General features: G+C 68.9%; 12 protein-coding genes. 6 read left to right on the top strand and 6 right to left on the bottom strand.

Going from position 1 to position 12,437, the window contains the following annotated elements; all coding sequences use genetic code 11:
• Nucleotides 1–114: 114 nt before the first annotated feature.
• From ABZ909_RS22870 to argH, 3 genes are read left to right on the top strand one after another with little or no spacing between them, the layout of a single operon-like run.
• Nucleotides 115–1,317, top strand: coding sequence for an argininosuccinate synthase (locus ABZ909_RS22870; RefSeq protein ID WP_354848500.1), 1,203 nt, complete (start codon nt 115–117; stop codon nt 1,315–1,317).
• Nucleotides 1,318–1,372: 55 nt separating this feature from the next.
• Nucleotides 1,373–2,290: an SAM-dependent methyltransferase gene (locus ABZ909_RS22865; protein ID WP_357002833.1), complete on the top strand. Its 918-nt coding sequence runs from the start codon at nt 1,373–1,375 to the stop codon at nt 2,288–2,290.
• Nucleotides 2,287–3,708 (top strand): argininosuccinate lyase, encoded by a 1,422-nt coding sequence (argH, locus tag ABZ909_RS22860; protein ID WP_357002831.1) that lies wholly within the window; start codon nt 2,287–2,289, stop codon nt 3,706–3,708. The genes ABZ909_RS22865 and argH overlap by 4 nt, the downstream gene beginning before the upstream one ends.
• A 60-nt stretch (nt 3,709–3,768) precedes the next feature.
• Here argH and ABZ909_RS22855 read toward each other — a convergent pair whose 3' ends face one another.
• From ABZ909_RS22855 to ABZ909_RS22840, 4 genes are all read right to left on the bottom strand, one after another.
• Complete coding sequence (locus ABZ909_RS22855; RefSeq protein ID WP_357002829.1) at nt 3,769–3,951, bottom strand: hypothetical protein; 183 nt, start codon at nt 3,949–3,951, stop codon at nt 3,769–3,771.
• A gap of 182 nt (nt 3,952–4,133) precedes the next feature.
• Nucleotides 4,134–4,280: a hypothetical protein gene (locus ABZ909_RS22850; protein ID WP_357002827.1), complete on the bottom strand. Its 147-nt coding sequence runs from the start codon at nt 4,278–4,280 to the stop codon at nt 4,134–4,136.
• A 58-nt stretch (nt 4,281–4,338) separates the two neighbouring features.
• Nucleotides 4,339–4,794 carry a DUF1801 domain-containing protein gene (locus ABZ909_RS22845; protein ID WP_357002825.1) on the bottom strand — a complete coding sequence of 152 codons (456 nt, stop codon included), beginning with the start codon at nt 4,792–4,794 and terminating at the stop codon, nt 4,339–4,341.
• A gap of 49 nt (nt 4,795–4,843) precedes the next feature.
• Nucleotides 4,844–5,191, bottom strand: a complete 348-nt coding sequence (locus tag ABZ909_RS22840) for a VOC family protein (protein ID WP_357002823.1) — start codon at nt 5,189–5,191, stop codon at nt 4,844–4,846.
• A 188-nt stretch (nt 5,192–5,379) separates the two neighbouring features.
• Here ABZ909_RS22840 and ABZ909_RS22835 point away from each other — a divergent pair, with 188 nt between their 5' ends.
• The gene (locus tag ABZ909_RS22835) at nt 5,380–8,271 is read left to right on the top strand and encodes a LuxR C-terminal-related transcriptional regulator (protein WP_357002821.1); all 2,892 of its coding nucleotides are present in this window, start codon (nt 5,380–5,382) and stop codon (nt 8,269–8,271) included.
• Nucleotides 8,272–8,409: 138 nt separating this feature from the next.
• Here the strand turns inward: ABZ909_RS22835 and ABZ909_RS22830 are convergent, their stop codons facing one another.
• Nucleotides 8,410–9,039 (bottom strand): class I SAM-dependent methyltransferase, encoded by a 630-nt coding sequence (locus ABZ909_RS22830; RefSeq protein WP_357002819.1) that lies wholly within the window; start codon nt 9,037–9,039, stop codon nt 8,410–8,412.
• Nucleotides 9,040–9,152: 113 nt separating this feature from the next.
• On the opposite strand from ABZ909_RS22830, the gene ABZ909_RS22825 reads away from it, so the two are divergent.
• Nucleotides 9,153–9,476, top strand: a complete 324-nt coding sequence (locus ABZ909_RS22825) for a multidrug efflux SMR transporter (protein WP_357002817.1) — start codon at nt 9,153–9,155, stop codon at nt 9,474–9,476.
• A 27-nt stretch (nt 9,477–9,503) separates the two neighbouring features.
• Here ABZ909_RS22825 and ilvA read toward each other — a convergent pair whose 3' ends face one another.
• Nucleotides 9,504–10,727 (bottom strand): threonine ammonia-lyase, encoded by a 1,224-nt coding sequence (ilvA, locus tag ABZ909_RS22820; RefSeq protein ID WP_357002815.1) that lies wholly within the window; start codon nt 10,725–10,727, stop codon nt 9,504–9,506.
• A gap of 142 nt (nt 10,728–10,869) precedes the next feature.
• Between ilvA and ABZ909_RS22815 the strand changes: the two genes are divergently transcribed.
• Nucleotides 10,870–12,360 (top strand): NCS1 family nucleobase:cation symporter-1, encoded by a 1,491-nt coding sequence (locus tag ABZ909_RS22815; protein ID WP_357002813.1) that lies wholly within the window; start codon nt 10,870–10,872, stop codon nt 12,358–12,360.
• Nucleotides 12,361–12,437: the final 77 nt, after the last annotated feature.

Genomic DNA, 12,437 nt, shown 5'->3' with positions numbered 1-12,437 from the left:
TCGTCATGCATAATCATTTGCAGGACGACGGAGCGCGCCAGAGGGACCGGGACGGGACCGCGGGGCAGCGCACCGGTCGAGGGCCTATACGAACAATCGAGGAGCACACGGACTATGACCAAGCGCGTCGTACTCGCCTACTCCGGCGGGCTGGACACCTCAGTCGCCATCAGCTGGATCGGTAAGGAGACCGGCGCGGAGGTCGTCGCCGTCGCCATCGACCTCGGCCAGGGTGGCGAGGACATGAACGACGTGCGCCAGCGCGCGCTGGACTGTGGCGCCGTCGAGTCCATCGTCGTGGACGCGCGCGACGAGTTCGCCAACGAGTACTGCCTGCCCACCATCCAGGCCAACGCCCTCTACATGGGCCGCTACCCGCTGGTCTCGGCCATCTCCCGGCCGCTGATCGTCAAGCACCTGGTCGAGGCCGCCGAGTACCACGGCGCCGACACCGTCTCGCACGGCTGCACCGGCAAGGGCAACGACCAGGTCCGTTTCGAGGTCGGCATCGGCGCGCTCGCGCCCGACCTGAAGGTCATCGCGCCGGTCCGCGACTACGCCTGGACCCGTGAGAAGGCCATCGAGTTCGCCGGCGAGAACAAGCTGCCGATCAACGTGTCCAAGAAGTCGCCGTTCTCCATCGACCAGAACCTGTGGGGCCGCGCGGTCGAGACCGGCTTCCTCGAGGACCTGTGGAACGCCCCGACCAAGGACGTCTACGACTACACCGTCGACCCGACCGTCAACTTCGAGGCGCCCGACGAGCTCATCGTCACCTTCGACAAGGGTGTGCCGGTCGCCATCGACGGCCGCCCGGTCACCATGCTCGAGGCCATCACCGAGCTGAACAAGCGGGCCGGCCGCCAGGGCGTGGGCCGGCTCGACATGGTCGAGGACCGGCTCGTCGGCATCAAGAGCCGCGAGATCTACGAGGCCCCCGGCGCCATCGCGCTGATCACCGCGCACCAGGAGATGGAAGCGGTGACCATCGAGCGCGAGCTGGGCCGCTACAAGCGGCAGGTCGAACAGCGCTGGGGCGAGTTGGTGTACGACGGCCTGTGGTACTCGCCGCTGAAGCGCGCGCTGGACGCGTTCGTCGCCGAGACCCAGCAGCACGTGTCCGGCGATGTCCGGATGGTCCTGCACGGCGGCAGCGTCGTGGTCAACGGCCGTCGCTCCGACGAGTCGCTCTACGACTTCAACCTCGCCACCTACGACGAGGGCGACACCTTCGACCAGTCGCTGGCCAAGGGCTTCGTCCAGATCCACGGCCTGTCCTCCAAGGTCGCGGCGCGGCGGGATCTCAACAGCAAGTAGTAGCCTGCGACCGGGGCGGTTTTTGTTCCGAGCACCGGCCGAAGGAGACGCGCCCATGCGAACCGATGACGACAGTTGGGACATCACGGAGAGCGTGGGCGCGACCGCCATCGGCGTCGCGGCCATTCGCGCCTACGAGACCAGCCGCGAGGACGCCCTGTTCCACGACGCGTACGCGGCGAAGCTGGTGGCGGCGGTCGGGTCCGAGGGCTGGAACGCCATGATGTCCGGGGCGCTGAGCCGCCGGAGCATCAGCGACGGCGACTACCAGGCCTGGTCGATGGGCAATGTCCTGGTGGCCCGCACCGTCTACTTCGACGAGTATTTCGCCGCGGCCGTGCGGGCCGGGATCAGGCAGATCGTGATCCTGGCCGCCGGGCTGGACGCGCGGGCCTACCGGCTCGAATGGCCCTCGGAGACCCGGATTTTCGAGCTCGATCAGCCGAAGGTGCTGGCGTTCAAGGCCCGGGCGCTCGCCGATGACGAGCCGACGGCCGATCGTCGCGAGGTGCCGGTCGATCTGCGGCAGGACTGGCCGAAAGCCCTGCTGGACAAGGGTTTCGAACCGGACCAGCCGACCGCCTGGCTGGCGGAGGGGCTGCTGCGCTACCTGCCCGGTCACGCCCAGACTCGACTGCTCGAGCGCGTGGTGGAGCTCAGCGCGCCGGGCAGCCGGATGGCGATCAACCTCGGCACCGGGTCCGGTGATCTGGGCGACGAGTTCCGGGAGCGGCGCCGCAAGGTGATGGCGGATGCCGGGCTGAAGCTCGACCTGGAAGACCTGCTCTACCCGTGGGAGGACCGACAGGACCCCCGCGGCTGGTTCGCCATGCACCGCTGGCTGGTCACCGAGGGCGACCCGGTCACCCTGCTCGAGGACCGCGGCCGGGCCGTTCCCGAGGCGGTCAGGGCCGGTATGACCCAACACATTCTGATGACCGCGACGAAACCGCGAGGAGACGACACGCTATGACCCAGGGCGGCAGCACCAATGAAGGCGCGCTGTGGGGTGGACGCTTCGCGTCCGGCCCGGCCGCGGCGATGGCGGCGCTGAGCAAGTCGACCCACTTCGACTGGGCGCTCGCGCCGTACGACATTCGCGCCTCCAAGGCCCATGCGCGCGTGCTGCACAAGGCCGGGCTGCTGTCGGAGACCGACCTCGCGGGCATGCTCGCGGGCCTGGATCAGCTTGCGACGGACGTGGAATCGGGCGCGTTCGGCCCCCTCGAATCCGATGAGGACGTGCACGGCGCGCTGGAGCGCGGGCTGATCGACCGGGTCGGCACCGAGCTCGGTGGCCGCCTGCGTGCGGGCCGCTCCCGCAACGACCAGGTGGCCACGCTGTTCCGCATGTGGTTGCGGGATGCGGTGCGGCGCATCGCCTCCGGGGTGCTCGACGTGGTGGACGCCCTGGTCGAGCAGGCCGCCGCGCACCCGGAGGCGGTCATGCCGGGCAAGACCCACCTGCAGGCCGCCCAGCCGGTGCTGCTGGCCCACCACCTGCTCGCGCACGCCCACCCGCTGCTGCGCGACATCGACCGGATCCGCGACTTCGACAAGCGGGCCGCGGTGTCGCCGTACGGTTCCGGCGCGCTGGCGGGCTCCTCGCTGGGCCTGGATCCGGAAGCCATTGCCGCCGAACTGAACTTCGACTCCTCCGCCGCGAACTCCATCGACGCAACCTCCTCGCGCGACTTCGCCGCCGAGGCCGCGTTCGTGCTGGCCATGATCGCCGTCGATCTGAGTCGCATGGCCGAAGAGGTGATCATCTGGAGCACACCGGAATTCGGCTACATCACCCTGGCCGACGCCTGGTCCACCGGCTCCTCGATCATGCCGCAGAAGAAGAACCCGGATGTCTCCGAGCTCACCCGCGGCAAGGCGGGCCGCCTCATCGGAAATGTCACCGGCCTGCTCGCGACCCTGAAGGCCCAGCCGCTGGCGTACAACCGTGACCTGCAGGAGGACAAGGAGCCGGTCTTCGACTCGGTCGCCCAGCTCGAACTGCTGCTGCCCGCCATCGCGGGCCTGGTCTCCACCCTGACCTTCCACACCGACCGCATGGCCGAGCTCGCCCCCGCGGGCTTCACCCTCGCCACCGATATCGCCGAATGGCTTGTCCGCCAGGGTGTTCCGTTCCGCGTCGCGCACGAGGCCGCGGGCGGTTGCGTTCGCGTCGCCGAGTCGCGCGGCGTCGGCCTGGACGAGCTCACCGACGCGGAGTTCGCCGCCGTCGACCCGGCCCTGACCCCCGGTGTCCGTGAGGTCCTCACCGTCGAAGGCTCCATCGCCTCCCGCAATGCCCGCGGCGGCACGGCCGGCACCCAGGTCGCCAAGCAGCTCGAGGAGGTGCGCGGCACCGCCGCCACCCAGCGCGCCTGGCTCAGCTGATACTCGAAACGGTAACGGCCCGTTGGATTTCCGACCTGGAAACCCAACGGGCCGCTTTCGTCATCCGCGTCGATAATTCACGTGTTTCGCGGCGGGCACCGCGGCACGACCGGAGTCGTGCACCTTGCCGTTCGCGGTGGTCTGCTGCTTCTTGTCGCCCTTCCCGCGCCGTTCGCGCCGCGACAACGGGCGTTCGACGGGGTCCTCGGCAGGGATTTCGGGCAGCGGAAAGTGCTCGGGCATGAGTCCTCCTATGGGTATGCGTGACCGACGGACCGGGTTCGATCGCCGGTCGGAATCGGGAATGCCACAGGCACGGTCAATTCGGCAGACCGCCGGGCGTCACAAACGAATCGTGCTCAGGAGAACAGCTGCAGCCACATGCGGAGCACCGTAACCGGGCCCGGGCGTTCGACGCATCCCATTTATTGCTCGAGGTCCAAGGTCGCCCGCTCCAGGAGTTTCACCAGCTCGGCGCGGACAACCTCGTCGGGTTCCGCGACGGCGGCCGCACCGACCCACCCGCGTAGCTGCTGCGCACGGCCCGCCGCATCACCAGGTCGACGCCCCATGGTGTAACCCGCCACCATGGGTGGCTGGGTTACACCGTCAACCTTCCCGGAGGCGGTACTAGCCCAGGGCCTTCTTCACGAGTTCGGTGACGCGGGCTTCGACCGCGGGGGTCATGGCCTGCAGTGCGTAGTTGACGGGCCACAGGTCACCATCGTCGAGGTTGGCGATGTCGTTGAAGCCGAGGGTGGCGTAGCGGGTCTTGAACTTGGCGGCGGTCTGGAAGAAGCAGACGATCTTGCCGTCGCGCACGTAGGACGGCATGCCGTACCAGGTCTTGCAGGTGAGTTCGGGGGCCACGGATTTGATGAGGGCGTGAAGGCGTTCGGCGATCTCACGGTCGGAGCCGGTCATTTCGGCGATCTTGGCCAGCACGTCCTGTTCGCCGTCGGCCTTGGCGGAGCGGGAGCCGCGGCGGGCGGCGGTCTTCAGTTCCGCGGCATGGGCTTTCATGGCGGCGCGCTCTTCGGCGCTGAAGCCGACGGTGGTCTTCTTGGTGGTGGTCTCGGTGGCCATGGCTGGATTCCTTTGCGGGAGTAAGGGAGAGGACCGGGTGGGGGAGCGGTCAGCGGTCCTGGATGAGGCCCAGGACATTGCCGTCGGCATCGGTGAGGGTGGCGACGAGGCGGCCGCCGCCCACCTCGCGCGCGGGTTGCTGGACGGTCGCGCCGGCGGCGGTGAGCTCGGCGACCTTGGCCTCGATATCGCCGACGTGCCAGTAGGAGACGGGGGCGGCCGGGCTCTGCGGGCTGCCCGCGGGGACCAGGCCGATGTGCTGGCCCGCGGACTCGAAACCGATGTAGTACGGGGAGTCGGTCTGGGGCTCGATGCCCAGCAGCGCGGCGTAGACGGTCTTGGCGGCGGCGAGGTCGGAGACGGGGTGCAGCACGGTCCTGATGCCCAGCGTGGTCATGATTCTCCTGGTGAGTGGGGGTCCGAAGCGACCCTGTCGTCCGGTTGGCTCCTGCGAACCCGGTGTGCATTCAGCTTCGCTCCCGGGGCCCCTCGGTCACATCCGTGGTGACCACGGAATCCACCACGGAGAGCAACACCGAACCCACCGGTACCGTCTTCCGACGGCCGATGCGGCAGACTGAATTCATGGCTGTGACGTCGGAGATCTCCTCTCGTGAGGCGGAAGTGCTGACCCTGGTGGGCGAGCACCTCAGTAATGCCGAGATCGGTGCGCGACTGTTCATCTCGGTGCGCACGGTGGAGAGCCACGTGTCCTCGCTGCTGCGGAAGCTGGACATGTCCGACCGGCGGGCCCTGGCTCTGTACGCCGCCGCGACCCGCACCGCGAGTCCGCGACCCGCGCCCGCGCTGCCGAAACCGTTGACCTCGTTCATCGGTCGCACCCGGGAGCGGGCCGAACTCACCGAGCTGATCAAGACGCAGCGGCAGGTCACCGCGGTCGGCCCCGGCGGCGTCGGCAAGACCCGGCTCGCCCTGGCGGCCGTGGCGGACGTGGCCGCCGACTTCGCCGATGGCGTGTGGTTCGTCGACCTGGTGCCGATCACCAGCCCGGATATGTGTGTGGTCGCGGGCACCGTCGCCATGGCGCTCGGCATCGGTGAGCAGCCCGGCCGCGGCTTCGACCGAGCCGTGCTGGCCGCGCTCGCAGACCGGAACGCGCTGCTGGTGCTGGACAATTGCGAACACGTGCGGGACGGCGTCGCCCCGTTCGTGGAGCAGTTGCTGGAGGCGTGTCCGGGGATGAGCGTGCTGGCCACCAGCCGCGCCCGGCTGATGGTGCCCTTCGAGCGCGTGTACACCGTCCCGCCGATGTCGCTTGCCGGGGAAGGTGATTCGGACGCGGTCGCCCTGTTCATGGATCGGGCGGCGGCGGGCGGCTGGCCGCCCAACCACGCCATGCGCGACCGGGTCGCGACCTTCTGCGAGCGCCTCGACGGCGTGGCGCTGGCCATCGAGCTGGCGGCCGCCCGCTGGACCACGCTCGGATTGGACGGGCTCGCAGCCGGTCTGGACGATCAACTGCGCATGCTCTCCGGCGGCGCCCGCGCCGACGATCGGCACCGCTCGGTGCGCGCGGCCCTGGACTGGAGCCACGCCCTGCTCGAGCCCGAGGACCGGATGCTGCTGCGGCGGGTCTCGGTATTCATGACCGTGTTCCCCGTCGAGGCCGCGGCGGACGCGGCAGGCCTCGATAAAGGCGCGGTGGCAGCCGGATTGGCGCGACTGGTCGAACAGAGCCTGTTGGTGGTGACGGATACGCCGACCGGTACCCAATTCCGCGCACTGGAGACCATCCGGCAGTACGGGCTCGAACAGCTCGAGGCAGCCGGCGAGACGGCCGACGCCCGCGCCGGACATCTGCGCTGGTGCCTGGCCGAGGCGAGCGACCTCTCGATAGTGCGCGCCGACTGGCGGGCCCGATTCGATGCCGCCGCAGACGATTTCCGTGCCGCGCTGGGCTGGGCCTGCGAACAACCCGACCGCCGAAGCGACGCCTACGGCCTGGCGCGGCTACTTGCCCCCTTGATGTTCACCCGGCACCTCACCGGCGAATCCCAATGGCGCTACGAGCAAGCCGCCTACCTCTCCGACGACCCGGCCGCCGCAGCGGAATTGCTGCGGCACGCGGCGGCCGCGGCCGGTTGTCAGGGCAACGGCGACGACATGTACCGCCTGCACCACGCCGCCGCCGAATTCGCCCAGCGTGCCGGGGATTCCGCCGCCGCATCCATCGACCTGGCGACCGCGGCAGCATCCGCCTACCGATTCTGGGGCAAGTTCGAGCACATCCCGGCCCGCGAAGACCTGGTCGCACTCGTCGCCGAGGCGCGCCGCCTCGCCGCCGCACCAACCTCCGCCGCCCCGGCCGTTGCGGCGGGGGCAGATACCGTGCCCACTTCCGCTGCTCCGCCCGATATCGCTCGGGCCGGGGTCGTCGCGGTTGATCCGGCGCGGGCCGCCATCGCACTGGCCGAGGCCGTCCTGCTCGCCAATCCCTTCGGTGCGCCGCAGCGCGTTACCGATGTTCCTGCGCCGGAAGCGGTTTCGAGTGCGGAGCGAGCTGTCGAGCTCACGCACAGCACCCGTGACCCGTTCGCCGAATCCGCTGCCCTCGATGCTCTCGCCGCCGCCCAGAGTCGCACCGGGGAGTTGCGCGCCGCCGCGGCCACCGCACGGCGGCGTATCCGGCTGCTCTCGACCACGCCGGACAACCCGGTCGGCACCCACGAACTGATCGACGCGCTGGGCCAGGCGACCGAATTCGGCCTCGGGGTGGGCGATCTGGCCGGAGCGCGCCGCTGGGGACGGCAGCTTGCCGAGCATCCCATGCTGGCCGAGGTCGGACATACCGCGACCAGCCGCCTGCTGGTGGCGGATGCGTTGGCGGGCAATGTCGATGACGTCCTCACCCACAGCGCTCGCTTCCTCGAGGCCTGGCATCGCGAGGAACGCCCGGCCCGCTCGGCGCTCGGCGCGGCCGTGGCCGGGGTGCGCATGATCCACGGCCTGCGCGACGACTACGACGCCGAACGCGAATGGACCGGCGTACTCCAGCAACTCGGCACCCCGGCCACGGATGCCGATGGCTACCAGGCCGTCTTCGACGCGCTGCTCATGCTGCACCACGGCCAGCCGGAGGACGCGCTGGAACGCACCGAACTGACCCCGGCCGAGGCGCGCGCCCGGGTGACCGGCGTGTGGCTGCCGTGGTATCTGGCCCTGCACGCCGAAGCAGCCGCCATGACCGGGAACACCGCCGCCTCAGGCGATCTCGCGCAGGCGCGGACCGAGGTCACCGGAAACCCGGTGGCCGCGGCCATCATCGACCGGGCCGAAGCGCTGCTGGCCAAGGATCGGGACCGATTGCTGTCCACCGCAACCACGTTCGATGCCGCAGGCTGCGTCTACCAGTCCGCCCGGACCCGGATCCTGGCCGGTGGCGCGGACGCCACCGAGGGGGCGGCCATGCTCACCACCCTGGGTGTCGCCCCGATGACCGCGCTCGTGCACCTCTGACGGTTCAGCACCGCATATTTGGCTCCGCCGACCCGGACACCGACTTGACCTGGCATTTCGCTCTATCCTTGCGCTGCTTAGCATCGGTGTCGAGCACGGTGACCAGGGCATCGGCCCGGGTGCGGTCCGGCACCGGCCTCATCGACCGACCAGGAAGTGCCCGTCGATCGGCCAGCGTTCGATGACGCCGTGCTCGACGACCAGACCGGCCCGTTCGAGCGCTCCGATCACCTCGGCCACCGGCCGCAGCCGGATCCCGTAGCGGGTGAACGGCATTCTCGCCATGGCCTCCGGCTCGCCGACACCCACCACCACCCGGCCGCCGGGCCGCAGCACCCGTCGCAGCTCGGCGCACGCGCGCTCCAGCTCGGCCAGGAAGTACACCGTGTTGACCGTGATGGCGGCATCCACACTCGCCGTGGCGAGCGGCAATTCGGTCAGGGACCCGGGTTCGAGCCGCAGCCGTCCCGCTTCGAGAAACCGTCCGTAGCGATACCCGGCCCGCGACAACATATCCCGCGAGATCTCGATCCCGTGCACGGTGCCGTTCGCCCCTGCCCGTTCCAGCAGCAGTCCCAGCCCCGCCCCGCCACCGAATCCGATATCGGCCACGGTCTGGCCGCGCCGCACCTGCGCGGCATCCACGGCCGCCTCGATCAGATACCGATTTCCCCGGTTCAGCACGGCCGCGACCACCGACCCCGCCCACCCGTGGGGATTTCCGAGCTGCCCGGCGATCCCGGCCAGCCCGCGCCCGACCATCCTCATCGCTGTAGAGTAGTCCGCTCACCGCCGAGCGGAGAGGAACTTGTCGACACCTCGATCAGCGGGTGTCGCACAGGCACTCCGGTGGTGCGGCGGAGGCTGGTTATTGTGCGGTCATGACCTTGTTGTTGCTTGCGCTGGCGATTGCGTGTGAGGTGACGGCGACTGTTTCGCTGAAGATCTCGGAGGGGTTCAGCAGGCTGGTGCCTTCGATCATCGTCGTGATCGGATATGGGGCGGCGTTCTATTTTCTGTCGCAGGCGCTGAAGCGGGGGATGGCGATCGGGGTGGCGTATGGGATCTGGTCGGCGGTGGGGGTGGTGGCGGTGGCAACGATCGGGGCGTTGTTCCTGGACGAGGGAATCACCGCGATGCAGCTCGGGGGGATCGTGCTGGTGATCGCGGGGGTGCTGGCGCTGGAACTCGGTGGGGCGCACTGACTGTGGGCAGTGCGGTCCCCGCTCTCGTCAATCCTGTACGCGCACCAGGTATCCGGCGTCGGTGAGGGCGGTGAGCATCTCGTCGCGGTGGGCGGGGCCGCGGGTTTCGAGGGTCAGCAGCACCTCGACCTCGTCGATGGCGAGCCAGGCGCCGGTGCGGGAGTGGACCACGTCCAGGACACTGGCGCCGGTGCGGCCGAGCTCGGCGAGCAGGCGGGACAGGCTGCCGGGGCGGTCGGAGATGGTGATGCGGGCCGCCAGGTAGCGGCCGGCGGCGCTGAGGCCGTGGCCGATCACGCGGGTCAGCAGCAGCGGGTCGATATTGCCGCCGGACAAGATGGCGCAGACCGGCCCCTCCAGCGCGAGTTCGGCTGGGCTGCAGGCCATCAGCGCCGCGACGCCCGCCGCGCCCGCGGGCTCGACGATCAGTTTGGCCCGCTCCATGCACAACAGCAGCGCCTTGGACAGCGAATCCTCGTCGACCGTGACGATGGTGGGCGCGCTGGCCACGATGTGCTCGAACGGCACCTCACCGGGCAGGCCCACGGCGATGCCGTCGGCCATGGTGGACATCTGTTCCAGCGCCACCGGTTTCCCGGCCGCGAGCGAGGCGGGCCACGCGGCCGCCTCGGCGGCCTGCACACCGATCACCCGGACCTGCGGCTTCAGCCGCTGCACCGCCGCGGCCACCCCGGCGAGCAGGCCGCCGCCGCCCGTCGGCACGAGCACCGTGCCGACATCCGGGAGCTGGTCGAGGATTTCGAGCCCGACCGTCGCCTGTCCGGCCACGATATCGATGTGATCGAACGGGTGCACCAGGGTCGCTCCGGTGCGTTCCGCGAAATCCCGTGCGGCGGAGAGGGATTGGTCGATGGTATCGCCCACTTGATGCACGGTCGCGCCATAGGCCCTGGTGGCTACCAGTTTCGGCAGCGCCGCACCCACCGGCATGAACACCGTGGAGTCGATCCCGAGCGAGGTCGCCGCCCACGCCACCCCCTGCGCGTGATTGCCCGCGCTGGCCGCCACCACCCCGTGCGCCCGCTCGGCCGCGGACAGATTGGCGATCCGGTTGTAGGCGCCGCGCGGCTTGAATGATCCCGTGCGCTGTAGGTTCTCGCACTTCAACCAGACCTCGTGCCCGATACGCTCCGACAGCACCCGCGAGGCCACCACGGGAGTCCGCCGGATCACCGGTGTCAGCAGGGTCGCCGCCGCTTCGATCCGCGCCATGAGCTCCATGCGGGCCATGTTGCCAGGTATTCACCCGCTTGTCGTTCCCGAAAGATATACGGATCGCGCAATGGCCCGGAAACCGAAAAGCAATCCACGGGGAACGGCTCGTTCCTACCTTGGGCCCACCATCATCGGCTTTCGGATCGGATACCACCCCATGACCGACATCGTCACCCCCGCGTCGGCGGGCGCGGAGCCCACCGCGGCGACACCCGCTCCAGACTACGACCCCAGGCTGACCAATGACGATCTCGCCCCCCTGAAGAAACAGACCTGGGGCCCGTACCACATCTTCGCCTTCTGGATGTCGGATGTGCACAGCGTCGGCGGATACGTCACGGCGGGCAGCCTTTTCGCCCTCGGGCTGGCCGGCTGGCAGGTGCTGGCCGCCCTGCTCATCGGCATCATGATCGTATATTTCCTGTGCAATCTGGTGGCCGCGCCCAGCCAGCGGGCGGGCGTGCCGTATCCGGTCATGTGTCGCAGCGCCTTCGGTGTGAAGGGCGCGAACATCCCGGCCATCATCCGCGGCCTGATCGCGGTGGCCTGGTACGGGATTCAGACCTACCTGGCCTCGGCGGCGCTGATCGTGGTGGCGGTCAAGCTCTTCCCGAGCCTGGCGCCTTACGCGAAGTCCGGCGATTACGGGTTCCTCGGCCTGTCGCTGCTGGGCTGGTGTGCCTACCTGGTGCTGTGGCTGGTGCAGGCGGCCGTGTTCTGGCAGGGCATGGAGTCCATCCGCAAGTTCATCGACTTCTGCGGTCCCGCCGTGTATGTCGTCATGTTCTTCCTGTGTGGGTACCTGATCTACAAGGCCGGCTGGAGCGCCATCGACCTGCAGCTGGGTGCGGTGAAGTACCGCGGCTGGGACGCGCTACCCGTGGTCCTGGGCGCGATCGCGCTGGTGGTGTCCTATTTCTGCGGGCCGATGCTGAACTTCGGTGACTTCTCCCGCTACAGCAAGTCCATGGCGGCGGTGAAGCGCGGCAACCTGCTCGGGCTGCCGGTCAACTTCCTGGCGTTCTCGCTGCTGGTGGTGATCACCGCGTCGCTGACCATCCCGGTGTACGGCGAGCTCATCACCGATCCGGTCGAGACCGTCTCGCGCATCGACTCCACCTTCGCCATCGTGCTGGGCGCGCTGACCTTCACCATCGCCACGGTCGGCATCAATATCGTCGCCAACTTCATCTCCCCGGCCTTCGACTTCTCGCACGTGAGCCCGCAGAAGATCAGCTGGCGCATGGGCGGGATGATCGCCGCGGTCGGGTCGGTGCTGATCACGCCGTGGAACCTGTACAACAATCCGGACGTCATCCACTACACCCTCGAGGTACTGGGCGCGTTCATCGGCCCGCTGTTCGGGGTGCTCATCGCCGACTACTACCTGGTGCACAAGCGGACCATTGTGGTGGACGAGCTGTTCACCATGGCCGACAGCGGAAAGTACTGGTACCGCAACGGTTTCAATCCGGTCGCGGTGATCGCCACCGTGATCGGCGCCATCGCTGCGGTGTTCCCGGTACTGGCCAAGGACGTCTACGGCATGCACACCGCGGCCCAGTACAGCTGGTTCATCGGATGTGGTCTGGCACTGGTCATCTACTACGCGCTGGCCACGCGCAGCAAGCTCATGGTCGAAGCCTGAGGGGATATCCCTGGCAGCGATGCCGGTCGCTGCCAGGGATTTGCTGAATCAGTAATAGATCGTCTCCCGAAAATGTG

This window comes from Nocardia sp. NPDC046763 (genome assembly GCF_040645495.1).
Lineage (GTDB): Bacteria > Actinomycetota > Actinomycetes > Mycobacteriales > Mycobacteriaceae > Nocardia.
Note: the sequence above shows the minus strand (reverse complement) of the source record. Positions and strands in the feature narration are given on the sequence as shown.